This is a genomic window from Mesorhizobium sp. WSM4816 (genome assembly GCF_055811535.1).
Window position 1 is genome coordinate 198,130 of the sequence record NZ_JBVVQR010000004.1, and the last position, 24,430, is coordinate 222,559.

Sequence of the window (24,430 nt, forward strand, 5' to 3'; positions counted from 1 at the left end):
CCATGCATCCAGCCTTCTCCGTCGTCTTCTTCACCACTGCCACGGGCGCCGGTTACGGCCTGCTCGCGCTGCTCGGCGTGCTGGCCGGACAAGGATTTGTCCCGCCTGATTTCTGGCTCGGCCTCGTCGGCATGGGGCTGGCGCTCGGCCTGATCTCGGCCGGCCTGCTGTCGTCGGCCGGCCATCTCGGCCGACCAGAACGCGCCTGGAGAGCATTCTCGCAATGGCGCAGCTCATGGCTGTCGCGCGAAGGCGTTGCCTCGGTCGCGACCTTCGTGCCGGCGGGATTGTTCGCCTTCGGCTGGCTGTTCCTCGGCCGCACAAACGGCTGGGTGGCCGTCGCCGGGCTGCTGGCTGCGGTGGGCGCGGTCGCCACCGTCTGCACCACCGGCATGATCTATGCCTCGCTGAAGCCGATCGCCCAGTGGCACAGCCGCTTCACTTTGCCCGGCTATCTGATCTTTTCGGCGATGAGCGGCAGCGTGCTTCTCAACGCGCTGCTGCAGGGCTTCGCCCTCGGCTCGACTATCGTTCTGACAGGTTGCGTACTGGTGACCTTGCTCGGCTGGGGCTGGAAGCTGGCAAATTGGCGCTACAATGACAGGCTGGAAATCCCGACCAACGCCAACACCGCTACCGGACTTGCCGGCGGTACGGTGCGGTCGCTGGAATGGCCGCACACCGAAGAAAACTACCTGCTCAAGGAGATGGGCTTTCGCATCGCCCGCAAGCACAAGGCGCGGCTGCGCCAGATCACGCAAGTGCTGGCCTTCGCTCTGCCCGTCTTGCTGCTGATTGCCGCATTCGCCTTGCCATGGCCCTATGCGGCGGTGCTGTCGGCACTCGCCACATCAGCCCAATTCGCCGGCATGCTGGTCGAACGCTGGCTGTTCTTCGCCGAAGCGAAACACACCGTCACCCTCTACTACGGCCTATAGAGCAGCTCAGCCCGGCCGCAGCATCGCGTGGGAAATCGCAAAAATGCGCTCGGTGCCGAGCATATAGGCCATCAGCGTCTCGCGGCGGAACAGCCCGGCATAGGCGCGGTCGAGCACATTCAGCGAGCCGGTATAGGCGCCGAAGGCCGGCATGATCATGCGGCCGCCGTCGCCGGCAAAGCAGCGCCGTCGCACCGAGCGGCCTTGCTGCACGATGCGGGCGCAAGGGTGCAGATGACCTGATATCTCGCCTTCCACTCTCACCGCCGAAGGCTGGTGCCGGAATACGAGAGAGCCGATGGCCAACTCTCGCACCGTCTCGCCGGGCAGGCCGGCCGGCGCATCCGGGTCATGGTTGCCGGCAACCCAGAACCAGTCGCGGCCGGCCATCAGCGCTTCCAGGCGTTCGCGAAAGCTTGCATGCATGCGCGCGGCGCCGCCGCCGTCATGAAAGCTGTCGCCGAGGCTGATGACGATCGCCGGCTGATAATCGGCAATCACCGCCTGCAATCGCAGCAACGTCGCACCGGTATCATAAGGCGGGATCAACGTACCGCGCCGTGCCAGCGACGAGCCCTTTTCCAGATGCAGGTCGGACACGGTCAGAAGCCGAAGCTCGGGAAAATAAAGCACGCCGCGGCGATCGCAGATCGCACGCTCGCCGGCGATGCCGATAGGATCGGCATCCGCCAGGAGCGCCGTCATGGCGAGTGCGAATGTCATTTCGTCCCCATGGCCTCCTCGACCAGCGTTGCCGCATCCATCAGCAGCGTATCATCGGCCTCGCCATGCACCGGCATCTTGCCGATCTCGAGCATGATCGGCACGGCGAGCGGCGAAATCTGCTCGAGGTCTTTATGCACGATTCGTCCCTGGATACGCGAGAGCATCTCGGCAAGTCTGCTGACATCCAGCAGACCCGTGGCCGCGTCGGCACGCGTCGCCTGCAGCAGGATGTGGTCGGGCTCATGGCTGCGCAGGACGTCGTAGATGAGGTCGGTCGAGACGGTGACCTGGCGGCCGCTCTTCTCCTGGCCCGGATGACGCTTTTCGATCAGTCCGGAAATGAGCGCGCAATTGCGAAAGGTGCGCTTCAAAAGCCAGCTGCCGGCCAGCCAGGCTTCGAGATCGTCGCCCAGCATGTCCTGGTCGAAAAGCGCGGCCAGCGACGGTTTCTTCGCCCGGAACATCCTGCCCATATCGGCCAGCGACCATATGGCAAGCGCATAGTCGGTGGCGACGAAGCCGAGCGGCCTGGCTCCCGCCCTGTCGAGCCGGCGGGTAAGCAGCATGCCAAGCGTCTGGTGCGCCAGCCTGCCCTCGAACGGGTAGGCCACCAGATAGTAGCGGTTGCCGCGCGGAAAGGTCTCGATCAGCAGGTCGTCGCGCTTCGGCAGCACCGATTTGTCGGCCTGGAAGCGCAGCCAGTCGGCGACCTGTTCCGGCAGCTTCTTCCATCGCTGCGGGTCATCCAGCATGATGCGGACCTGTTCGGCGAGGTAAGTCGAAAGCGGGAATTTGCCGCCACCATAATAGGGCACCTTGGCGTCACTGCCGGGCGCATTCGACACGAAACATTCATTGTCGCGGATGCCCTCGAAGCGCAGCACCTTGCCGGCGAACATGAAGGTGTCGCCATGCGTCAGCGTTTCGAGGAACGCCTCCTCGATCTTGCCGAGAACCCGACCGCCGCGCGAGGCAGAGCCTTTGCTGCCGGCCTTGACATAACGCACGTTGAGCGCCGGCACCTCGATGATGGTGCCGACATTCAGCCGGTACTGCTGGGCGATGCGAGGATTGGAGACGCGCCACAGCCCGTCCTTGTTCAGGCGGATGCGGGCGTACCGCTCGTAGTTCTTCAGCGCATATCCGCCGGTGGCGACGAAGTCGACGACACGATCGAACGTCGGCCGGTCGAGTTCGGCATAGGGCGCGGCGGTTCGCACCTCCTCGAACAGCGCATCGGCATAAAAAGGCGCGCCGCAGGCGCAACCCAGGACATGCTGCGCCAGCACGTCGAGCCCGCCATTGACCAGTGGCGGCGTGTCCTGGGCGCCGAGATAATTGGCGTCGAGCGCCGCCCGGCATTCCAGCACCTCGAAGCGGTTGGCCGGAATCAGGATCGCCTTCGACGGCTCATCCATGCGGTGGTTGGCGCGGCCGATGCGCTGCGCCAGCCGGCTCGCACCTTTGGGAGCGCCGACATGCACGACCAGGTCGACATCGCCCCAGTCGATGCCGAGGTCGAGCGTCGACGTGGCGACGATGGCACGCAAGGCATTCTCGCCCATGGCTTTTTCGACGCGCCGACGCTGGGCGACATCGAGCGAGCCGTGATGCAGCGCGATCGGCAAAGTGTCCTCATTGACCCGCCACAATTCCTGGAACAGCAGTTCGGCCTGGCTGCGCGTGTTGACGAACAGCAGGGTCGTCTTGTGTCGCTTGATCTCGCTATAGATCTCCGTTGTCGCGTAGCGGGCCGAATGTCCGGCCCACGGCACGTGCTGTTCCGAGTCGAGGATGGAGATGTCGGGCCTGGCGCCTCCGGTGACGACGATCAATTCGGCCATGCAGCCGGGTGGATTCTGGCTGACCAGCCAGCGCCGCAATTCGTCCGGCTCGGCAACCGTCGCCGACAGGCCGATCGTCTGCAAGCTGGGAACAAAGGATCGCAGCCGAGCCAGCCCGAGCGACAGGAGATGCCCGCGCTTCGACGTCACCAAGGAATGCAGTTCGTCGAGCACGACATAGCGCAGATCCTCGAAGAAGCGCCTGGCGTCGGGCGCAGCAATCAGCAGCGCCAGTTGCTCGGGCGTCGTCAGAAGGATGTCGGGCGGGGCCAGCTTCTGCCGCTGGCGCTTGTGCGCGGGCGTGTCGCCGGTGCGCGTCTCGATGGTGAGAGATAGGCCGATCTCTTCCACCGGCTTGCCGAGATTGCGCTCGATGTCGACGGCCAGCGCTTTCAGCGGCGAGATGTACAGCGTATGGATGCCGCGACGCGCCTGCCCTGGCTTTCCCCCTGGCCGCCCGGCCAACTCGGTTAGTGAAGGCAGAAATCCGGCCAGCGTCTTGCCGGCGCCGGTCGGCGCGATCAGCAGAACCGATTGCCCGGCCTGGGCAGTCGCCAGCAATTCTATCTGGTGGGCGCGCGGCGACCAGCCTCTTTGCGCGAACCATTTGAGGAATGGCTCGGGCAAGCGCACGGCGGCATTCTGTTCGGCGAGGCGCGGCTGCTCTGTCACCCGCCAGAGGTAGCGCGGCGCCGTGCAATCGCCAAGCAGAATCGGAACAAAAGGTGATCGTGCGCTTTTCCTTCTCCCCCTTGTGGGGCATCGGCAATGCTCGGTCGCTATTGAGGTTGGCGCTCTACGGCGCCCCCCTCTGTCCTGCCGGACATCTCCCCCACTTGGGGGGAGATCGGCAGTTCCGCCGACAGCGCCTCTTTTTCGAGGTTGGCGATTGGCGAAATCAAAGATGACGGCCAATCTCCCCCCTTGTGGGGGAGATCGGCAGCTTCGCTTTGGCCGCCAATCCTGCAACGTTGGTGATTAGAGAAGGAAAAGCGCTTGCGCTACGGCCGCCTAAACCCTGTCGGACCGCCATAGAGATAGCCGATGCGGGCGAGGGCTTGCCTGAACCCTTCACGCGAGACCAGCATGGTGTGGCCGTTGGCGTGGATCATCGTTTCCGGGTCGGCCATGACAGCGACATGGCCTTTCCAGAACACCAGGTCGCCGCGCCGCAACCCGGCAAGATCCGGACCCGGGTCGAGCGGCTCGCCGATGGTCGCCGCCTGCATGTCGGAATCGCGCAGCACTTGCCTGCCGGTCATGTGCATCGCCAGTTGCACGAGGCCGGAGCAATCGATGCCGAAGCCGGAGGCGCCGCCCCACAGATAGGGGGTGCCGAGAAAAGTCTCCGCGACCGCGACATAGTCGGCAGCCGGCTCTCCTAGAGGCCTGAGATGGCCTGAGATGACTGCCTCGCCGGACGGCAGCAACGCATAATGCGTGCCGCGCGTTTCTGCCGCGCCGGTCACCGTCAGCGCCGATCCCATCGACAGTTGCCCGCTCAGCGGAAGCCGCAAATCAGGTCCCGGATAGAGGAAGGTGCGCGGCACCGAGACGACATGGGTGGGCGCATGGTCCCGTCCGCCCAGCACGGTGTCGGCGACATAGCCGACATAGCCGTCGCGCTCCGACTGGATCCAGGCCCAGCCCTCGGCATCTTCGAAGACGAGGACGTCGTCACCGAACAGGGCTTGCGTGTTGACGCCGGCATCCGGCCGCGGCGCCTTGCGGATGTCGGCCACTGCGGCTGAAACCCGCGCTGGCCGCCCGGCGACGAAGCGATCGGCGGCGACCTCGCCTTCCAGCCTGATATCGGCGAGATCGGAACGGAAGGCGTGAAGGCGGGCATCCCTGGCGGTCAAATCGGCAACTCGGTGTCAGAAGGGCGGTTCGGTCAGATGGGCAATTCCTGGGCTCTGGCGATGATAACATCGCCGAAGCGCTCGACAAAGAGAGCACCTTCCACGGTTCGCTTGACCAGCACGTTGCGCTTGTCGAGCTCATCGCGATGGCGCGAAACCAGCTTCATTGCGCCCATCGTGTCGAGCGCCCTGGTGATCACCGGCTTGGTGACATTGAGCCGCGCGGCGAGGCCGCGCACCGTATGCGGCGGTGGATCGAGATAGATCGTGAACAGGATCGCCGTCTGGCGCATGGTGAGGTCCGGCGCATCGTCGCGCACCTGGTGCAGCATCACCTGCTGCCACAGTCGCAAGGCCTGGCTCGGGCGCATCGAAATCGACATCCGGCCACAATGACGGCAAATTGTTTCGGTTCCGTTTCAGTCACGAGAATGTCCTGCACCGCGCCGTCAGGCGTAGCGTTTCGAGATCACCCTTTCCAGCGCGCGGATGCCTTGCGCCTCGCCGCCGGCGAGACCGTACGGACGATCGGACGGGTTCCAGGCGAAGATGTCGAAATGCGCCCAGGCGGCGGTCTTCTCGACGAAGCGCTTCAGGAAAAGCGCCGCGGTGATCGAGCCGGCGAAACTGTCTGACGTGACATTGTTGATGTCGGCGATCTTCGACGACAGCTTTGCGCCATAGGGTTTCCACAGCGGCATGCGCCACAGTGGATCCTCGACTGCGACCGAGGCCGCAGCCAGGTCGGAGGCCAGCGCTTCATCGCCGGTGTAGAACGGTGGCAGATCGGGACCGAGCGCGACGCGAGCAGCCCCGGTCAAGGTCGCCATGTCGATCAGCAGTTGCGGCTCGTCGTCATCCGCCAGAGCCAAGGCGTCCGCCAGCACCAGCCGTCCCTCGGCGTCGGTGTTGCCGATCTCGACGGTGATGCCCTTGCGGCTCACCAGCACGTCGCCGGGCCGGAAGGCGTTGCCGGCAATCGAATTTTCGACCGCCGGGATCAGCACACGCAGCCGGACCTTCAGCCCGGCGGCCATGATCATCAAGGCGAGGCCCAACACGTTGGCCGCGCCGCCCATGTCCTTTTTCATCAAGAGCATGCCCGAGGACGGCTTGATGTCGAGACCCCCGGTGTCGAAGCAGACGCCCTTGCCGACCAGCGTCACCTTCGGGGCGTTCTCCGGTCCCCAGATCATGTCGATCAGCCGCGGTGCGCCTGATGAAGCGCGGCCGACCGCATGGATCATCGGGAAATTCTTCTTGAGCAGGTCGTCGCCCCTGGTCACCGACACTTCGGCGTCGTACGTCCCGGCCAGCGTCCGAACTGCCTTCTCCAACTCGTCAGGTCCCATGTCGCTGGTCGGCGTGTTGACCAGATTGCGCGTCAGGAAAACGCCCTCGGCGATGCGGCGAACGTAAGCCCCTTCAGCGCCGGGGGGCAGCGAGAAACGCAGCGTCCTGCCAGGCTTTTTGCCATAGCGGGTGAAGACATAGCCGCCGAGCGCCAATGCGATGGCCGCGATTTCCGGCTCGGCCAGTGTGGAGGCGAAATGCCAGTCGCCTGCGGGCAAGGCTCTCGCCAGCGCGCCGATGGCAAGCGCGCCTTCGCCGTCGCCCGTGCCGAACAGGGCGCCGGCGAGCGCGCCGTTTTCGCCGGGCAGGATCAGCGTCCTGCCGGCCTGACCGGAAAAGCCGTTGGCCCTGGCCCAGGCGAGCGAGGAGGAAGCAAGCCCTGCCGCATCCAGTCTATCCTTCGCCACCAGATGAACCGGCAGCGTGGTCTTCAGTTCTCTCTCGATGAGTTCGACTGGCATTCGACGGTCTCCGGCTTCCGAGTCGGCGCGTTTTAACGATCCGTTAGGGTTAACAGAATATTTCTGCGGGAGGGAAGATGGCCACGTAAAAGCCAATGTGACGAATGGAGGCCCTGGTGCAGATGCCGACCAACCGCATGACCAACGCCACGGCCAAGCGGCTGATCACCACGGCGTTTATAATAGCGCTCGCGGCCAGCGTTGCAGGCTGCGGGACCAGCAAGCTGACGACCGGCTCGATCGGACGCCCCAGCGGCAAACCCTTGGAAACCATGTCGGCCGGCGAGTTGCACAAGGCGACGATCGCGCTGGGTCAGTCCTACGCCAAGAACCCCAACGACAAGCGGATCGCGACGAATTATGCCGCGGCGCTGCAAATGGATGGCGACGCCGACCAGTCGCTCGCCGTGATGCGCAAACTGGCAATCGTCCTGCCGAAGGACCGCGACGTGCTCGCCGCCTATGGCAAGGCCCTGGCCGCCAACGGGCAGTTCGAGCCGGCGCTCGACGCGGTGCGCCGCGCGCAGACACCGGAATATCCCGACTGGAAGCTGGTGTCGGCGGAAGCCGCTATTCTCGACCAGCTTGGCCAGAGAGACGGGGCGCGCCAAAATTACCGCAAGGCGCTTGACCTCAAGCCGAACGAACCTTCGATCCTTTCCAATCTCGGCATGTCCTATGTTCTGGAAGGTGACCTGCGCACGGCTGAAACCTATATGCGCTCGGCCGCCCAGCAGCCGAATGCCGACAGCCGCGTCCGCCAGAACCTGGCGCTGGTCGTCGGCCTGCAGGGCCGCTTCGACGAGGCCGAGACGATCGCCTCGCAGGAGCTGTCGCCCGAACAGGCGCAGGCGAACGTGACTTACCTTCGCCAGATGCTCGCCCAGCAGAATGCCTGGAGCCAGCTCAAGGACCAGGACAAGACAAAGCCCGCCACCAACTGACGGCGGCTCGTCATACATATCGATGTCGACGCTGCCCCTCATTGCCCTACCGGGCATTTCTCCCCGTAAACGGGGAGAAAGAAGCTGACTGGCCCATCAGCGCCCTTCCTGAAACGCTTGTCGTTGGCGAAACCTTCGACGACGCGGCTTTCTCCCCGTCACTATACGGGGAGAAATGCCCGGCAGGGCAATGAGGGGCAGCGCCGGCCTGTCAAGAATGCATTACTGGCTGCTCGATGACGGCTGGTCGCCGAAAATGCCGCGCTCGCTGACCTGGATGCCGGCGGGACCCAGAATGATGGCGAACAGCACCGGCAGGAAGAACAGGATCATCGGCACGGTGAGCTTCGGCGGCAAGGCCGCGGCCTTCTTCTCGGCGGCGTTCATGCGCATGTCGCGGCTTTCGCCGGCAAGCACGCGCAGTGCGTGCGCCACCGGCGTGCCGTAGCGCTCGGCCTGGACCAGCGCCTGCGACACCGACTTGACCGATTCCAGGCCGGTGCGGCTTGCTAGGTTCTCGTAGGCCTGCTTGCGCTCCTGCAAGTAGGAAAGCTCGGCATTGGTCAGGATGAACTCTTCGGCAAGCGCCACCGACTGCGCGCCGATCTCGTCGGCGACCTTATGAAACGCCGCCTCCACCGACATGCCGGATTCGACGCAGATAAGCATCAGGTCGAGCGCGTCCGGCCACGCCATCTGGATCGACTGCTTGCGCTTGGTGGCGCGGTTGTTGACATAGAGCACCGGCGCGTAAAAACCGGCATAGGCGACGACGATACAGACGAACAACTTGATGAGAGGCGGCTGCTCCGGCAACCCGCCGAGCACGAACAGATAGATCGCAGCCAGGGCAAAGCCGACAAACGGCAGGATCAGACGGAAGAAAAGGAAACGCGTCAACGGATTCTGCCCGCGGAAGCCAGCCACCTTGAGTTTCTGCAAGGTGCCTTCATCGGCCAGGGCGCGCCTGAGGTCCAGCCGGTCGACAATATTGCGCATGCCGATCGACTGTTGCTCGCGCAGGCCCTTGCGGCGGCGATCGGCATCGAGGGCAAGCCGCGCACGCTGCTTGGCGCGCAGTTCGTCGCGCTCCAGCGCCACCGATTTCATGCGCGCCTTGAGCTGGTTTCCGCCAAAGGCAGGCAGCAGCGTGAACACGGTGGCAAACACCGCAATGCCGACCAGCAGGGCAATCAGAAATGCCGGATCGGTAAGGGTTTTGACGACGTTCTCAGTCATGCGCTAAACCTCGAAGTTCATCATCTTGCGCATCACCAGGATGCCGATCGACATCCAGACCGCGGAGCAGCCGAGGATCAGATTGCCGACGCTGGTGGTGAACAATGGCATGATGTAGTTCGGGCTTGTCAGGTACACGAGACAGGCGACGACGAATGGCAAGGCGCCGATGATCACCGCTGACGCCTTCGCTTCCATCGACAGCGCCTGGACCTTTGCCTTCATCTTCTTGCGGTCGCGAAGCACGCGCGAAAGATTGCCCAGAGCCTCCGACAGATTGCCGCCGGCCTGGGACTGGATCTGGATGACGATGCCGAAGAAGCTCGCCTCGGTGCACGGCATCGTCTCGGCCATGCGCAGGCTGGCGTCGGGGATCGACAGGCCCATCTGCTGCGAATCGATGATGCGGCGGAACTCGGTCTTGACCGGTTCGGGGGATTCATTGGCGATCAGGCGGACGGCGTCGTTCAGCGGCAGGCCGGATTTGACCGCACGCACGATGATGTCGAGCGCGTTCGGAAATTCGTTGAGGAACGCCTTGACCCGGCGCGCGCGGCTAAACGAAACGAACCAGCGTGGCAGGCCGAGGCCACCGACCAGCAGCGCACCCGGCAAGACATACAAAGGCGCACCGGCGAACCAGGCAAGAAACGTCAGGACGACGCCGCAAACCGCCGAGTAGAGATAGAAGCGCTCGAGCGAGACCTTCATGCCTGCCTGACGGATCTGGGCCTTCAGGGGCGGCTTTTTGGCGAGGCTCTGGCTGGTTTTGTGCTTCTGTTCGAGGTCCTTCAGTGAATCCTGAACCGATTTGCGCCGCTTGGCCGCTTCCGCCACGCGATCGCGCGAAGCCTTGACGACGGCACCATCCGTCTCGGCGGTCTTGATCGTTTCAAGCCGCCTGCCGACCTGCTTTTCAGTGCTGATCCGGTTGAACAGAAAAGCATAGGCGACCGCGCCGGCGCTGAGGCCGGCGAGCACGATGAATGCCAATACGGTGCCGTCAATTCCAAACATCGGCCCTGGCCCCTACGCCTCCAGATGAATCAGTCAGCGCGTTTCTCCATCGCCTCGAGCGCATTGGCGAGGCGCTGTTCCTCGCCATAGTAGCGGGCGCGCTCCCAGAAATGCGGACGACCGATGCCTGTCGAAACGTGCTCGCCCAGCAGCCTGCCGTTCGCGTCCTCGCCTTTGATGTTGTAGAGAACGATGTCCTGCGTGATGATGACGTCGCCCTCCATTCCGATCACCTCGGTGATGTGGGTGATGCGCCGCGATCCGTCGCGCAGACGTGCGGCCTGGATGATCACGTCGACGGAACCGACCACGATTTCACGCACGGTTTTCTGCGGCAGCGTGTAACCGCCCATCGCGATCATCGATTCGATACGGTTCAGGCATTCGCGCGGGCTGTTCGAGTGGATAGTGCCCATCGAGCCGTCATGGCCGGTGTTCATCGCCTGCAGAAGATCGAACACTTCAGGTCCGCGCACTTCGCCGACGATGATGCGCTCGGGCCGCATGCGCAGGCAGTTCTTGACCAGATCGCGCATGGTCACCTCGCCCTCGCCCTCGAGGTTGGGCGGGCGGGTTTCCAGACGCACGACATGCGGCTGCTGCAGTTGCAGCTCGGCCGAGTCCTCGCAGGTGATGACGCGCTCATCGCGGTCGATATAGTTGGTCAGGCAATTGAGCAGCGTCGTCTTGCCCGAACCGGTACCGCCTGAAATGACGATGTTGCAGCGGACGCGGCCAATGATCTTGAGAATCTCGGCGCCGGGCGGCGAAATGGCGCCGAACTTGACCAGCTGGTCGAGTGTCAGCTTGTCCTTCTTGAACTTGCGGATGGTGAGAGCTGCGCCGTCGATGGCGAGCGGCGGCGCGATGACGTTGACGCGGGAGCCGTCGGGAAGGCGCGCGTCGCAGATCGGGCTCGATTCATCGACGCGGCGGCCAACCTGGCTGACGATGCGCTGACAGATGTTGAGGAGCTGCTGGTTATCGCGAAAACGGATGCCGGTCTGCTCGACCTTGCCGTTGACCTCGATATAGACGTCCTTGGAGCCGTTGACCATGATGTCGGCGATGTCGTCGCGGGCGAGCAACGGCTCCAGCGGCCCATAACCGAGCACGTCATTACAGATATCCTCGAGCAGTTCTTCCTGCTCGGCGATCGACATCGCGAAATTCTTGATCGCGATGATGTCGTTGACGATGTCGCGGATTTCCTCGCGTGCGCTTTCGGGATCGAGCTTGGCGAGTTGCGACAGGTCGATGGTGTCGATGAGCGCGGCAAAGACCTGGCTCTTGGTGTCGTAATAGGTTTCGCTCTTTTGGCGCTGGAGCTTTTTCGGCTCCGGGGCCAATGGCGGCGCCTCGACCGCACGGCGTGCGGGCGGCGCGGCAGACGCGCCAGGCGTGCCGGACGACGGCGGCGGTGCGGGTTTGGCGAGAACCGCCGTTTCCGCAGGTTTTGCCGCCGGCGTGGCAGGCGCAGATGCCGGCTGACGGAATTCCGGGGTGAACCGGCTGCCGTCGTCGCTACCTCTTTTGCCAAACATGATCGATTACCAATTCCGCTCCGGAAGCATCACTTCTTGCCGCGCGAGAGCTTGCCAAGGAGATTGCCGAGGCCCGCTTTCTTTCTTGCCTTGATTTCGCTGCGCCCGGTCAGCACATGCGCAATTTCGTTGATCGTGCCGACAACCGGGTTCCTGGCATCCATTTCGCCGAGCATGCGCCCGTTGTTGGCGGCGTTTCCGAACAGCAGCGGCTCGAAGGCAATGACCGACATCGGCGACAGGCCGAGCGAGTCGGCGAAGTCGGACGACGAAATCTCCGGGCGCTTCGGCACTCCGGCCTGGTTGATGATCAGCTTCGGCGGCGGATCGTTCGGGCGAAGCCGCTTGAACATGTCGGCCAGATTCTTGGTGTTGCGCAGATTGGCCAGCTCCGGCGTCGCCGTGATCACGATCTCGTCGGCTTTGACCAGTATGTTCTTGGTCCAGCCCGTCCAGACGTGCGGAACATCGAGCACCAGCAGCGGCACGCTGCGCTGCGCCGTGTCGATAAGCTGGGTGAAAGCCTCCGGGTCGAAATCGTAGACCCGATCGAGCGTTGAAGGCGCTGCAAGCAGCGACAGGTGCTCGGCGCACTGGGCAAGCAGCCGATCGAGATAGACCTCGTCGAGGCGCTCCGGTGAGAAAACGGCTTCGGCAATGCCTTGCGCCGGATCCTGATCGAAATTGATGTTGGCGGTTCCGAAAGCCAGGTCGAGGTCGGCGACAACCACTTCCGACTTGAACAGCGACGACATCGCCCAGGCCACATTATGGGCAATGGTCGAGGAGCCGACGCCACCCTTGGCGCCGATGAAGGCGATCGAGCGTCCGATCGGCTCGGCTTCCGGATCAACGAAAATCGTCGAAATCACGCTGACGATATCGGCCATCGATACCGGCGCGATGACATATTCGGAAATGCCGGAGCGGATGAGCTCGCGATAGAGCCCGACATCGTTGTAGTGGCCGATGACCACGACCTTCGAGGTCGGATCGCAGTATTCGGAGAGCTGCGTGAGCTGCTCGAGCAATTGCTTCGGCTCGCTGCGCGATTCCAGCAGGATCAGGTTCGGCGTCGGCGCCGATTGGTAGAACTCGATGGCGGTGGCGATGCCGCCCATATGGACCTTCAGATGGGCGTTGGCCATGCGGCGATCCTCGCCGGCGCGCTCGATCGGATTGGCAACGCCCTCGGTCTCGCAAAATGCCTGGATCGAGATGCGCGGAATCGGCCGCAGCGCCTGCATGGCGGCGACATCCTGCTGCGAGCTTTCGCCGCCGTCTAACCCCGTGTCGTAGGCAAGATTGCTCATTGTCATTTCTTTCCGTGACTTGTCTTCCCGTGACTGGCGCGGCTCAAGCTCAATACTCGACTTCCGAATTGCCGAGGAACTCGTCCGAAATGCCTCGCTCGCGGTAGACGTCGATCACCCCGCTGCGATTTTCTGCGTCGATAACGGATTGCTTGCGGGGCCCGAGCAGATCGGTAGGGTTTGCGATCTGGGCGGCAAGATTGTTCTGATACGAGCAGCCGAAATCGGCATAGTGCTTGTTTTCCGAGGTCTGCAGCAGGTCTTCGGGCCAGCGTCCGCATCTGCCGGTCTGCGCCTTCACCGTGACATAGGCGACGCGGATCGGCGCGGACGCTTCGGGCGAAGCCGACTGGTAGGTGGTGATGACGATCCGGCTGCGGCTGATGCCGCTGGCAATCGCAAGCCTGGCGAAATCGCGACCGGCCGCGGTCGCGGCGATCTCGTTCGCCGAACCGCTCGGGATCGAGATCGTCAAGGTCGGAGCGGCGCTCTTGTCATAGCCATCCAGGAAGCCGAGAAGCGTGTCGCGCTGCGACCCGGTCATACCGCGATCGCCGGCGCCGACCGGAAGGTCGATCTTCTGGTTTTTCTCGGCAATGACGATCGGATGGTTGGTGCGATAGTCGTCCGGAACAGCGCCGACAGTGATGCTGTCCCGGTTGGCGCAGCCCGCCAGCAATGCCGCGACCGCAACCGCCAGGAGCGGAACGACCGGCTGGCTGATCCGCGACCGGCCGGACCGCATCGCTGCGATGATTGTCCTTGGCTTCAATGCTGACCGAGACATGTCCGCTTCCCCCTTACTTGTAGATGAAGCCGACGACGCCGTGGTAACGGCCGTTGGGCTTGTCGGTCTGCATGGTGCCGTAGACGCGATTGACACGGCCAAGGAACATGCCGGCGCCATCGCTGGCGGCGTTGAAATTGTCATCCGGCTTGGCAAGGGCGTTGCGCGTCACCGGCTTCACCAGATAGGGCGTGATTATGATGACCAGCTCGGTCTCGTTGCGGACGAAGTCCCGGCTGCGGAACAGCGTGCCGAGCACCGGAATCTTGGTCAACCCAGGCAGGCCGTTGACGGCTTGCCTGATGTCGTCTCGTACCAGGCCGGCGATCATCATCGAGCCGCCGGAAGGCAGCTCCACCGTCGTGTCGGCCAAGCGTTTCCGGAGCGACAGGACGTTCGTGCCGGGGCTTGTCACACCCTCGGACAAGGATACCGATGCCTCGGTCGTCGGCTCGGAAACCGACGTCCTGACCTTCAGGCTGATGCGGCCGGGAGACAGCACCACCGGCTGGAATTCCAAGCCAATGCCGTATTCGAGCTTCTCGATGTCATACGTCTTCAAACCGGTCTGGTTATCGTCGGACACAGCTTGGGAAACGCCGGTCACCATATTGTACTCGCCGCCGACCTTGAAGGTCGCCTTCTCGCCGGATACGGCCGTCAACGTCGGCTCGGCCAGGGTTTTCATGACGCCTGACTGTTCCATGGCGTTGATGTAGGCGTCGAGCGTCGAGGTGCCGATAGCCAGGCCAGAGTTCGACAGCGACTTGCCCAGGCCGGTGAAATTGTCGCTTACCGCGGCCCAACTGATGCCGTTGCTGCTGCCGCTGCCGATCAGGTTGACGCCGAGCTGCTTCATCACCGAGCGGCTGACCTCGGCCACCGTCACTTTCAGCGTCACCTGGTCGTCGCCGATGATCTGCAGCAGGTTGACGATCTGGCTGACGCGACGCTCGGAATCCGGATTGTCGATGTCGACACCGGCTTCGGCCGAGCCGCCGGAGGCGGTCTGCGAATACTGTCCCGTGGTCGCTTCACCGCCGGACACGAAGATGGTGGCCAGCTGTTCCGCGCGCTTGGCATCCAGCGGAGTGTCCACGGTTCCGGTCAGGACGACGTTGTCGTTCAGCAATTCGACCGTGATGCTCGATGACGGTATGAAGCGCCTGATATAGTCTTCCAGTCCGGCGACGTCACGTTCGACCGCCAGGTCGAGGCTGACGATCTGTTCGCCATTGGGGCCGAAGACGAAGATGTTGGTGTCGCCGACCGCCTTTCCGAAGAGATAGATGCGCCTGGCGGTGCGGGTCACCGCATCGGCGACCGCCGGGTTGGCGACGAGAATATCATAGGCATCGCTCGGCAGGTCAATGACCACCGATTTGTTGAGGCCGAGCTTGACCCGCTGGGTGGCGGTCGAAGCCGACACCTCGGCGCCTGCCGCATTCGCCTCGATGAGGCCATGTGCATTCGTTCCAAGCAGGAACAGGCCGAGAGCCGCAGCCAGTGTGACCGGAGCGTTTAACCTCATTGCCTTGCTCCCACTTCGGAAACTTCGCCCGACTTGATCAGGCGCACTGTTCCGCGCCGGCCATTGCCGGAAACGAGATAGTCGGCCTCGCCCAGATTCTTCTCCTGGGTGTCGGTGATCGACCGCAGCGCCAATGTCAGGCGATCCGCCATCTGCTGGGCGACGGTGATGATTTCCGCCTGCTGCGGTGTCAGTTCCAGCGTCGCGGTCTGGCCGACCCTGGTCCGCTTGCCTTCCTCGTCCTCCTGGATGGTCTGGTCGATCGCCAGGACGCGAATGTTCTTGAGGATGGTCTCGGTGGTAAAGCCGCTGCCGCCGGCTGCCGGATCGGCCCTGCGGGTCATGATGACGTCGACGAAATCATTGGGAAGTATGAAGCCGCCGGCCGACGTGTCGGCCGATACGGCTGTGGCGACGGCCCGCATGCCGGAGGGCAGGATCGACGACATGAAGCTCTGTCCCTCGCCGATCAGCTTGGAGCGCCGCAACGGCTCACCGGCATACATCGCCACACGGGCGACGCCGCCTTTCAGCTTCTCCAGCGCATCGGGCTCCGCGGCGCGGGTTATGAAATTCGCGTTGATGCCGTCGGCCGGCCAGGACTGCCAACTGATGTTGTTCTCCAGCGGACTGCCCATCGGAACGTCGCCGGACAGGACAAGCACGTCCTGCAGCGCGATTGCCGGCGCCTGGGGGCCGGAATCGACGATTTGAGGCGGCGGCGTCGCCACCATGTTTTTTGCGACATATCCTGCGCCACCCGCCGCGGCGACCGCCACGCCCAGAATGATCAGTCGGGATGCTGGCATCTGTCCGAACCTCGTCCTTGGCAAACAAACTAGCCAAGCCGGACCATGCAGCGGCAATCGTCAAAACAAGGTTAATTTAATACTTACGATCGTGATTAATTTAAGGTTTACATAAATTTGAGGCATCGGTCCGGACCGCAAAAAAGGCGGCCAAAGCCGCCTGTTTAAACGCCAAATCGAATGTGAAAGGCAGGCCTGACGCGGGAAGAATCAGGCCGCCAGGCTTGCGAGCGCCCATGCCATCAACGGGGAAGCCGGAAAGGTGAGCAGGCCGCCAATGCCAAGCGCAATGCCATAGGGAACGCCTGATGTCTCGTCGGCGAAATGGCGTAAAAACGGATTGTGGCTTGTGACGGCCGCAAGCGGCGATTTCCGATAGACGAGGATGGCGAGCGTCAGCAGGCCGCCGATGACGGTCGAGACCAGGAGATATTCGACGAGGTGGATGTTCAGCCCCATCCAGACGGCGCTGGCGGCCAGCAGCTTGGCGTCGCCGCCGCCCATGCCGCCGAGCGCGAACAGCCCGAAGGTCACGGCGAGGACCAGGCCGCCGGCGGCAAAATGCCAGCCATAGCTTGCCCAGTCCATGCCGGTCAGCGGCGCGACCAGGGCGAAGACGGCGACAAGCAGCACAGGCACGCGATTGGCGATCGTCATCGACAGCATGTCGGAGATCGCGGCAAAAAGCATGCAGAACGGAAAGACAACGAAGATCAGGGCTTCAAGCATGGGCGTGGCGCCTGTGGTCAAACTGTGGCCGGCCCCAGCCTAGGCATGTCCGATTAACGATTGGTGAGGCCGAAATTTCAAATCGTCCGATACGATTAGATAAGGGCCGCCAGTGCGGCGGCCCTTATCTGGAAACAGCTGAGCGCCGCTAGCTGCCTTAGGGGGCGACGGGGGCGTTGGTCACCGCGTTTCCGATAACGTTGAACTTGGTGTTCAGCGCGGTGCCGAGCTGGCCGGCGCCGACCATGATGGCGAGCGCGATGAGAGCGGCGATCAGACCGTATTCGATGGCGGTCGCGCCGGATTCGTCCTTCACAAAACGTGCAATGAGATTAGACATTCGAGAGCTCCTACTCCAGGTGTTACAGCAATTCCGTCAACTTCTCTGTTGGCTGATCGGATACTGCCAATCTATCGAGAAGCTCTTTCAATCGGCTTAATAAACAGCCTTACCGATTCCTTTCCGGCCTCGATGGCATTGCCTGGTTAATTGTAGACTAAGCGACGCCTATGGATCCGACAGGCACGGCAGGCTGCGAAAGGCGCAATTTAGCGACCTGGTTCCTCGACACAGTGATGTTGATGATCGGTGATCGGCAACGAACGTCGATTTGAGACTAGCGGATGCATCCCCCCTTCGTCATCCAGAGCGAAGCGACGCGGCGCCACCCCGTTCCGCGAAAAAGCTCGAACCATTCTGGATTGGCCATCTCGATCAGCTCGATCTTCCACTGGCGCGGCCAGCGCTACAGCGACTTCTCGCGCCGGATGGAGTCGCGAATGTCGAAATGTTCCTCGTACCAGACCAGGCGCTGCACGCCGTAGCGGCTGGTGAAGCGCGAGCCTGCGCCGGATTTGTGCTCCGGCATGCGGCGGCCAAGATCGTCTGTTCGCGGATGTAGATCGTGCCGCGCTTCTGGCTCGCGGTCATATAGCCGGTCATGGACAAAGGGTAGCTCGGACCGTTGCGGATGCAAGTGCCGTTCTGGGCCGCTGCATTCTTCGGCTGATGTCACGGCATGGATCCCAGGGTCTGCGCTGCGTCGCTTCGCTCCTTGCTCCGCCCTAGGATGACGAAGACATGGTGGCTTGTGGCTAACCCGGATATCTCACACAGTTGAAGTGCATCGGGGCTGCGAATCAGAGAAAATTGTTTTGCGACAACAGCTTAGCTTTGATTGCGAGGCGCCCCGATGCAAACAGAGTGTAGCGCAGAACAGTTTGATTTTGCACCCGTCGAAAAGCGCGGGGTTGTGGCTGGTTTTGACGGCGGGACGATCACTTCGGATGCCGGCGCGCTTCTGCTGGGGCTGACGGACCGGGCGATCGGACTGGTCGGCCGCTTTGCCCGTTGCTTCACGGACGCGCGCAACGGGGACTTGATCGAGCATGAAGTGAAGACACTGGTTGGCCAGCGCATCTTCGCCATGGCGCTCGGCTATGAAGACCAAGCAAGATCAGTGCTTTCGCTGCGGTCCGGGCCATGAGCGAAGGACGGCTGCATCAAAATTCCTGTGTGCGCGCAAAATACGGGATGATCATGGCAGCAAAACTTTGATGAAACGTATCGGCACCACTTGCCGAATCGATGATCGTTCGATTGGCGCGCGGCTGCCGGTTCAGTGAACCCGGTAGAGGACGAGTGGCTGGTCCAGCGTCTCCGATATCGGCTCAAGCCAGGACGGAGCGTCCCCCTTGACGATATCCGCCATCAGGCCGTTGGGCGCCCAATCCACCAGCGACCCGGTCTCGTCATTTCCGGGACAGAAGGCGAGCAGTCCGATCTTCTCGCGTCGCATGACTGCATGCGCCTGGTCAGGCGTTCCCATGAAGGCATCGAGCACCGCGATATTGCCAGCATTGTTGCGGTGATAAGGCCCTGCGAGAACCCGGTGAGGCGTCGTCGCGATCATCGGTGCGCCAAGGTTCGAGATCGTCAGCACCGTGGTCGGCGGCTGTTGGGCCAGCAAGGCATAAGTTGCATCGGCGGTACAGGACAGTTTGCCCTTGCCGGCGGTTGTGGCGCCAGCGTTCTGCTTCGGCGCGATGGCATTGGCGATCGCATGCGAACCGGCGCTCCATACCAGCGTCAGCGAAATCAGCCAGGCGAAGACCATTTTGAGCGTCGCCTTGGCGGTGCGCCCCTGCGCATCGCGCCTCGCGGCCGCCACCATTGCGGCAAGCGGGATGATGGCGAACGGCAGCGAGAAACTCGTACCGCGTATCTGCCAGACGCTGACGGCGGTGGCTGCCACCAGGAAGCCGAGAAGCATCACTTCAGGCCGTCGCACGCCGTGCCGCAGCGTCGCCGTGACAAGTATCCCCACAGCAATGGCCGGCGTCGCATAATTCTGGGCGACATTCTCGGGTTGCAACGCGACTATGTTCCATAGCGGTTGCGCCTCGGCCACAGAATTCAGCCAAAAATCGCGCATCCTTGGATCGAGTCCGACAAAAGGGTCGCCCAAGCATTGCGGGGCGATCAGGATCGCGACGGCGCCGACGGCGATCGCCAGGATCAGGAGACCGGCAAGCCGCGCCGGCATCCCCTTCGAAATAGTGACGGTGGCAGTGGCGGCAAGCCCGAGCCCGCCCAGCAGGGCGACCACAGCCAGCCGTGCCGAATAGGCGTCGCACTGCGCGATCCACCATGACGATGGCGGCACGGTCGCAACGAGCGCGAGAGCGGCCGCGCCGGCGAAGCCAAGGCCGAAACCGATCGCATCGCCGGGACCGTCCTTGCGTGAAAACAACAGCGCCGCCGCCGCGCAAGCGCCTGCCACCGCGACATAAGGCGCGGTCTCCATGCCGATCGCCAGCATCAGGGCAGCGCAAACGCCGCTGCCCGCTGCCCTGCGCCATCCGGGCGCCAGCAGCAGCTTCACCATGGCCAGGGCGAACACGACCTGGAGGTTGTGATGGTCCAGCGCCCGCGCGGTAAACAGGCCCATGGCACTCAGCGTTATGGCGCCGATCACCAGCGCCGGAAGCATTGTGTGCGGACCGGCCAGCAACCGCGCCGCCCGGACGATGAGAAACAGCGCCGCGATGCTGAGCAAGGCCGGCCAAAGTATCTCGGCAACCACCTCGCCCGCGGCCATGCTGCCGGTCAGCGCCGCCACTGCCAAAACGATCGCCGCAATCGGCACGTCGACGATGCGCGACCAGTGCATGACGAAGCCGCCGTCCGGCCCCATGCGGTACTGGTGGAGGTCGAACCACGATTGTCCGCCCAGCCAGTCGCGGATCTGCGCCAGCCGCATCATGCTGTCGTTATCGCCGCCAGAATCGAACAATGTCGGGAAACCGGTCGCGGCCTGCGCACCGACCATCACCAGCGCCGCGAGCAGGCTCGCGGCGAGGTCGGCCTTCCAACCTTCAAGACGCGACGGCCGCGCGATAGCGAGCGTGGTGGCGTTGGACATGTCGATGGTTCCGGTGAATTCGTCCCAACTTAAACCTAGCCTTAACGGCTTCAATAAATAGTAAACCTCGAGGTGCGGAGCGGACGCGGACCGGTCGCGGCCCATTCCACCCCGCCGGAGTTCCACGATGCCACACAGCACGCGTCCCGACCTGACAATCGCGATCCTGATTCCTTGCTACAATGAGGAACAAACCATTGGCGACGTCGTGCGTCGCTTTCGCGAGACGCTACCGGCCGCAACAGTCTACGTCTACGACAACAATTCGCGCGATCTCACCGCGCTCAAGGCGCGCTCCGCCGGCGCCATCGTGATCCGCGAAGCGCGGCAAGGAAAAGGCAATGTCGTACGGCGCATGTTCGCCGATATAGACGCCGATATCTATCTCATGGCCGATGGCGACGGCACCTATGCGCCGGAAGACACGCCGCTTCTCATCAACACGCTGATCACCGAGCGCTGCGACATGGTGGTCGGCACGCGTCGCGGCGTGACCGCGGATGCTGGCCGATCCGGACATGCCTTCGGAAACCGCATCTTCAACAGCCTCTACAAACGCCTTTTCGGACGCGACTTTACCGATATCTTCTCCGGCTATCGCGCTTTTACGCGACGTTTTGTGAAGAGCTTTCCGGCCGTCTCCTGCGGATTCGAGATCGAGACGGAAATGTCCGTCCACGCCTCGCAGCTCAAACTGCCGGTCGCCGAAATCCCGCTCGACTATGGCCGCCGGCCGGAAGGGTCGTCGTCGAAACTGTCCACCGTCCGCGATGGCGCCAAAATCCTGCTGATGTTCGCGATGCTGATGAAGGAGACACAGCCTTTCCGTTTCTTCGGAGCCATCGCCGCCGTACTCCTGGTTGCCAGCCTGATCCTGATGGCGCCGGTGTTGGTCGAATATTTCGAGACCGGCCTGGTCCCGCGCATGCCGACCTGGGTGCTGTCCATCGGCTTGCTGCTGCTCTCGGTACTGATGGCCGTGACCGGGCTCATTCTCGACTCGGTGTCGCGCGGCCGGGCGGAACAGAAGCGTATCTTTTATCTCTCCCTTCCGACTTTCGGCGCGGGCAAACCCGACGCGATCATCGGCGCCAGCCGCCGCGACGTAGCCTGACGTCCACCATCGGAGCCGCACCCGTGAATAGAGAAACCACAAACCGCATCCGCTTCGTCCTCGAGGATGTGCTGCCGCCGATCGTGCGGGACTCCGCCCTGTTCCGGGGCGTCGCCAGTATGGCCTGGGGCGGCCACATCACCCGGCTTGCGGCCTTCCGTGAGCGTGCGCCGTTCCTGACGGCCGATGAATACGAAACGCTCTATCGCGAGCATCCGCGCGTGCATGAGGGCACGGACAATTCCGAAGCCTGCATCGAGCGCATCATCGCCGACACGGTCGGCGACAGCGTCTGCGATGTCGGCTGCGGCACCGGCGTATTGATCAAGCGCATCCGCGAGGCGCGGGATGGCGCCGGCCATTATACCGGCGTCGACTTCGTGGTGGCGGACGCGGCGGCGATCCCCGGCGTCGACTACGTTGCCGCTCGTATAGAATATCTGCCCTTTCCAGATGCGGCCTTCGACACGGTCATCTGCACGCATGTCATCGAACACGTTCTGGAATACCGGCAGGCGATCGCCGAACTGCGCCGCATCTGCCGCACGCGCCTGATCATCGTCGTGCCGCGCGAGCGCGAATACCGCTATTCGTTCAACCCGCATTTCAACTTCTTCCCCTACACGCATTCCTTCCTGCGGGCCGTGCATCCGGTGCCGCGGAATCATGCGTGCGTGGATATCGGCCGCGATATCTATTACTCGGAAGACCGGCTGGAAGCCTGAAGCCGTGGGAGTCTATTCGTTTCCCGTTCTCGCAGGGCTCGTGCTGACGCCTCTGCTGATCTCGGCGGGTCAGGTGCTGTTCAAACTGACCAGCGCGCGGGCCGGCGGCACGGACGTTCCGAGTGTGCTCGCGCTGTTCGCCGACCCTTACCTGATCGCCGCCTTCGCCATATACGGCTTTGGCACCATCGTCTGGATCTATGTGCTGAAATCCGTTCCGCTGACGGTCGCCTATCCGTTCATGGCGCTGACCTTTTGCGCCGTGCCGCTGCTCGCCTGGTCGCTGCTCGGCGAACAACTCAGCCTGCGCTACGGGCTCGGTGCCGCGCTGATCATCGCCGGACTGCTCGTCGTCAACGGTTGACGTCCCTTTAGCCCGGATATCTCACACAGTTGAAGTGCATCGGGGCTGCGAATCAGAGAAAGTTGTTTTGTGACAACAGCTTAGCTTTGATTGCGAGGCGCCCCGATGCAAACAGAGTGTAGCGCAGAACAGTTTGATTTTGCACCCGTCGAAAAGCGCGGGGTTGTGGCTGGTTTTGACGGCGGGACGATCACTTCGGATGCCGGCGCGCTTCTGCTGGGGCTGACGGACCGGGCGATCGGACTGGTCGGCCGCTTTGCCCGTTGCTTCACGGACGCGCGCAACGGGGACTTGATCGAGCATGAAGTGAAGACACTGGTTGGACAGCGCATCTTCGCCATGGCGCTCGGCTATGAAGACCTGAACGACCACGACGAGTTGCGCCACGATCCGGTGATGGCGGTGCTGGCCGGCAAACTCAAGGCGCGGCGCCCCCAGAAATGCGCGGCCGTGGCCGGCAAGTCGACGCTCAACCGGCTGGAGCTGAGCCGGCGCGAGCCTTCGCGCTATCACAAGATCAGCCATGATCCGGCGGCGATCGAGGCGCTGTTCGTCGAGCTGTTCATGGGCGCACACGCGGCGCCGCCCGAGGAGATCGTGCTCGATTTGGACGCCACCGACGATCCCGTGCACGGCAATCAGGAGGGGCGCTTCTTCCACGGCTAGGGCGCGAAGGATCACGGCATTTATCCTGGGCCGTTGCATTCCTCGGCTGATGTAACGGCATGGATCCCAGGGTCTCCGCGACGTCGCTTCGCTCCTGCTCCGCCCTGGGATGACGAAGCGAGGGGTGTTTCGGCTAATCTTGGAGGTTTGCGATTGCCACTGAGATTCGCCGCTGAAAGTGCTGTGGCACCTTCGCTGCCGGCCGGTCGGGCAGCCAAATCTCCAACGCTGGCGATTGGCATAAACCACCACGACTTCGTCATCCTAGGGCGAAGCAAGGAGCGAAGCGACGCGGCGCAGACCCTGGGATGACGAAGGCATGGTGGCCTGTGCAGAGGAACTAGGAGAGGGCGGGCCGCTCCTGGCGATCCCAGCTCCCAGGCGATCAAACTGCCGAGCCGACATCTTCACAGCTCCCCTCCGCTTAACCCTTGCTTCACCAATCTCGTTCATGTTCCGTTGAGCAAATTGCCGCCGTGGAGCGCTTCAATGACCGGGCCGAGATCGTCCTTTCCGTTTGCCGCGCTGCTTGCCGCCACGGCTCTTATCGTGCCGGCCAAGGCCGGCGCCGGCATCGAGGTCACCATGAACCAGGCGAAGATCGTCAAATTGTCGCGCGTTGCCGATACGATCGTCGTCGGCAATCCGGCGATCGCCGACGCTTCGGTGCAGGATGCTTCGACGATCGTGCTGACGGGCAAGGGCTTCGGCGTCACCAATCTCGTCGTCCTCGATCAGGAGGGCCGTCCGATCGTCGACGAGCAGATCACCGTCGTGCGACAGGACGCGTCCTCGGTGCGCATCTATCGACGCGCCGAAATACAGACCATGTCGTGCACGCCGTATTGCGAAAGCTCATATAAAAGCGAGGCGGAGAAGACCTCGGAAGCCGAGATGAGCGCCGGCCAGTAAGCGACCCCGACCGTTTCGTCTCGCTGAAAAAGCCGCTTCGGTTATCGGCCTGTTAAAACCTCCCCTTCGAATTTAACGATCATCAAAACCGCACTTCAATGGGTTTGCGCTAATGTTGCCCGACACC

Annotated in this window: 21 protein-coding genes and 3 pseudogenes; 8 read left to right on the plus strand and 16 right to left on the minus strand. The window is 62.9% G+C overall.

The window, feature by feature from the left end; all coding sequences use genetic code 11:
• Positions 1-2: 2 nt before the first annotated feature.
• Positions 3-938 (plus strand): dimethyl sulfoxide reductase anchor subunit family protein, encoded by a 936-nt coding sequence (locus AC0L3H_RS07130; RefSeq protein WP_473584971.1) that lies wholly within the window; start codon positions 3-5, stop codon positions 936-938.
• A 6-nt stretch (positions 939-944) separates the two neighbouring features.
• On the opposite strand, the gene pdeM is transcribed toward AC0L3H_RS07130, so the two are convergent.
• The 5 genes from pdeM to AC0L3H_RS07155 all read right to left on the minus strand — a co-directional run bounded on the left by pdeM (position 945) and on the right by AC0L3H_RS07155 (position 7,184).
• Entirely contained in the window at positions 945-1,661 is a 717-nt protein-coding gene (gene pdeM, locus AC0L3H_RS07135; RefSeq protein ID WP_473584972.1) for a ligase-associated DNA damage response endonuclease PdeM, read from the minus strand.
• The gene (locus tag AC0L3H_RS07140; RefSeq protein ID WP_473584973.1) at positions 1,658-4,180 is read right to left on the minus strand and encodes a ligase-associated DNA damage response DEXH box helicase; all 2,523 of its coding nucleotides are present in this window, start codon (positions 4,178-4,180) and stop codon (positions 1,658-1,660) included. The genes pdeM and AC0L3H_RS07140 overlap by 4 nt, the downstream gene beginning before the upstream one ends.
• 329 nt (positions 4,181-4,509) lie before the next feature.
• Positions 4,510-5,370, minus strand: a complete 861-nt coding sequence (locus AC0L3H_RS07145; protein WP_473584974.1) for a C40 family peptidase — start codon at positions 5,368-5,370, stop codon at positions 4,510-4,512.
• A gap of 32 nt (positions 5,371-5,402) precedes the next feature.
• Positions 5,403-5,753: a MarR family winged helix-turn-helix transcriptional regulator gene (locus AC0L3H_RS07150; protein WP_027151718.1), complete on the minus strand. Its 351-nt coding sequence runs from the start codon at positions 5,751-5,753 to the stop codon at positions 5,403-5,405.
• A gap of 66 nt (positions 5,754-5,819) precedes the next feature.
• Complete coding sequence (locus AC0L3H_RS07155; RefSeq protein WP_473584975.1) at positions 5,820-7,184, minus strand: leucyl aminopeptidase family protein; 1,365 nt, start codon at positions 7,182-7,184, stop codon at positions 5,820-5,822.
• Between the two features lie 122 nt (positions 7,185-7,306).
• Here AC0L3H_RS07155 and AC0L3H_RS07160 point away from each other — a divergent pair, with 122 nt between their 5' ends.
• Positions 7,307-8,128 (plus strand): tetratricopeptide repeat protein, encoded by an 822-nt coding sequence (locus tag AC0L3H_RS07160; RefSeq protein ID WP_128185443.1) that lies wholly within the window; start codon positions 7,307-7,309, stop codon positions 8,126-8,128.
• A gap of 222 nt (positions 8,129-8,350) precedes the next feature.
• Here the strand turns inward: AC0L3H_RS07160 and AC0L3H_RS07165 are convergent, their stop codons facing one another.
• The 10 genes and pseudogenes from AC0L3H_RS07165 to AC0L3H_RS07210 all read right to left on the minus strand — a co-directional run bounded on the left by AC0L3H_RS07165 (position 8,351) and on the right by AC0L3H_RS07210 (position 18,040).
• The gene (locus AC0L3H_RS07165) at positions 8,351-9,367 is read right to left on the minus strand and encodes a type II secretion system F family protein (protein WP_287311950.1); all 1,017 of its coding nucleotides are present in this window, start codon (positions 9,365-9,367) and stop codon (positions 8,351-8,353) included.
• Positions 9,368-9,370: 3 nt separating this feature from the next.
• Complete coding sequence (locus tag AC0L3H_RS07170) at positions 9,371-10,384, minus strand: type II secretion system F family protein (RefSeq protein WP_473584976.1); 1,014 nt, start codon at positions 10,382-10,384, stop codon at positions 9,371-9,373.
• A 29-nt stretch (positions 10,385-10,413) separates the two neighbouring features.
• Entirely contained in the window at positions 10,414-11,928 is a 1,515-nt protein-coding gene (locus tag AC0L3H_RS07175; protein WP_473584977.1) for a CpaF family protein, read from the minus strand.
• A gap of 29 nt (positions 11,929-11,957) precedes the next feature.
• Positions 11,958-13,241, minus strand: a complete 1,284-nt coding sequence (locus AC0L3H_RS07180) for a CpaE/TadZ family protein (protein ID WP_473584978.1) — start codon at positions 13,239-13,241, stop codon at positions 11,958-11,960.
• A gap of 49 nt (positions 13,242-13,290) precedes the next feature.
• Entirely contained in the window at positions 13,291-14,028 is a 738-nt protein-coding gene (locus tag AC0L3H_RS07185) for a CpaD family pilus assembly protein (RefSeq protein ID WP_091600310.1), read from the minus strand.
• A 13-nt stretch (positions 14,029-14,041) separates the two neighbouring features.
• Positions 14,042-15,559: a type II and III secretion system protein family protein gene (locus tag AC0L3H_RS07190; protein ID WP_473584979.1), complete on the minus strand. Its 1,518-nt coding sequence runs from the start codon at positions 15,557-15,559 to the stop codon at positions 14,042-14,044.
• A complete protein-coding gene (cpaB, locus tag AC0L3H_RS07195) occupies positions 15,556-16,368 on the minus strand; it encodes a Flp pilus assembly protein CpaB (RefSeq protein WP_091600308.1) in 813 nt (270 codons plus the stop codon). The genes AC0L3H_RS07190 and cpaB overlap by 4 nt, the downstream gene beginning before the upstream one ends.
• 210 nt (positions 16,369-16,578) lie before the next feature.
• Positions 16,579-17,097 (minus strand): A24 family peptidase, encoded by a 519-nt coding sequence (locus tag AC0L3H_RS07200; RefSeq protein ID WP_473510194.1) that lies wholly within the window; start codon positions 17,095-17,097, stop codon positions 16,579-16,581.
• Positions 17,098-17,254: 157 nt separating this feature from the next.
• Positions 17,255-17,437 carry a Flp family type IVb pilin gene (locus AC0L3H_RS07205; protein WP_091600306.1) on the minus strand — a complete coding sequence of 61 codons (183 nt, stop codon included), beginning with the start codon at positions 17,435-17,437 and terminating at the stop codon, positions 17,255-17,257.
• A 277-nt stretch (positions 17,438-17,714) separates the two neighbouring features.
• Positions 17,715-18,040, minus strand: a pseudogene (locus AC0L3H_RS07210) (GIY-YIG nuclease family protein).
• A gap of 250 nt (positions 18,041-18,290) precedes the next feature.
• Here AC0L3H_RS07210 and AC0L3H_RS07215 point away from each other — a divergent pair.
• Positions 18,291-18,545, plus strand: a pseudogene (locus tag AC0L3H_RS07215) (transposase); the annotation flags it as partial.
• Between the two features lie 171 nt (positions 18,546-18,716).
• On the opposite strand, the gene AC0L3H_RS07220 reads toward AC0L3H_RS07215, so the two are convergent.
• The gene (locus tag AC0L3H_RS07220; protein WP_473584980.1) at positions 18,717-20,522 is read right to left on the minus strand and encodes a GtrA family protein; all 1,806 of its coding nucleotides are present in this window, start codon (positions 20,520-20,522) and stop codon (positions 18,717-18,719) included.
• A gap of 127 nt (positions 20,523-20,649) precedes the next feature.
• On the opposite strand from AC0L3H_RS07220, the gene AC0L3H_RS07225 reads away from it, so the two are divergent.
• From AC0L3H_RS07225 to AC0L3H_RS07245, 5 genes and pseudogenes are all read left to right on the plus strand, one after another.
• Positions 20,650-21,636, plus strand: a complete 987-nt coding sequence (locus AC0L3H_RS07225) for a glycosyltransferase (protein ID WP_473584981.1) — start codon at positions 20,650-20,652, stop codon at positions 21,634-21,636.
• A 23-nt stretch (positions 21,637-21,659) separates the two neighbouring features.
• Entirely contained in the window at positions 21,660-22,361 is a 702-nt protein-coding gene (locus tag AC0L3H_RS07230) for a class I SAM-dependent methyltransferase (protein WP_091599960.1), read from the plus strand.
• A gap of 4 nt (positions 22,362-22,365) precedes the next feature.
• A complete protein-coding gene (locus tag AC0L3H_RS07235) occupies positions 22,366-22,725 on the plus strand; it encodes a DMT family transporter (RefSeq protein WP_091599962.1) in 360 nt (119 codons plus the stop codon).
• A 105-nt stretch (positions 22,726-22,830) separates the two neighbouring features.
• A pseudogene (locus AC0L3H_RS07240) lies at positions 22,831-23,388 on the plus strand (transposase); the annotation flags it as partial.
• A gap of 492 nt (positions 23,389-23,880) precedes the next feature.
• Complete coding sequence (locus AC0L3H_RS07245) at positions 23,881-24,303, plus strand: pilus assembly protein N-terminal domain-containing protein (protein WP_473584982.1); 423 nt, start codon at positions 23,881-23,883, stop codon at positions 24,301-24,303.
• Positions 24,304-24,430 lie beyond the last annotated feature (127 nt).